This window comes from Streptomyces sp. P17 (genome assembly GCF_032436805.1).
GTDB lineage: Bacteria > Actinomycetota > Actinomycetes > Streptomycetales > Streptomycetaceae > Streptomyces.
The window spans coordinates 1-268 of the sequence record NZ_JAVRBF010000895.1 but is presented as its reverse complement, the minus strand read 5'-3'; the positions used below and the strand labels follow the sequence as shown (position 1 = coordinate 268).

Below are 268 nucleotides of genomic sequence, written 5' to 3'. Positions count from 1 at the left end.
CTGCACCCGCGGGCTGGGCATCCTGCCGTGGGCGGGCACGGAAACCGAGGGCACGGAGCCGGATGTGGTGCTCGCCGCCGCCGGCGACGTCCCCACCCTCGAGACCCTCGCCGCCGCGGCGCTGCTGCGCGAGCACATCCCCGATCTGAGAGTGCGGGTGGTGAACGTGGTCGACCTGACCCGGCTGCAATCCGAGGACCAGCACCCGCACGGTCTCCCGGACCGGGAGTTCGATGCGATCTTCACTCCCGACAAGCCGGTGATCTTC

At 70.9% G+C, this 268-nt stretch carries 1 pseudogene; it reads left to right on the top strand.

What is annotated here, in order from left to right:
* Positions 1-268 (top strand): annotated as a pseudogene (locus RMT89_RS43365) (phosphoketolase); the annotation flags it as partial.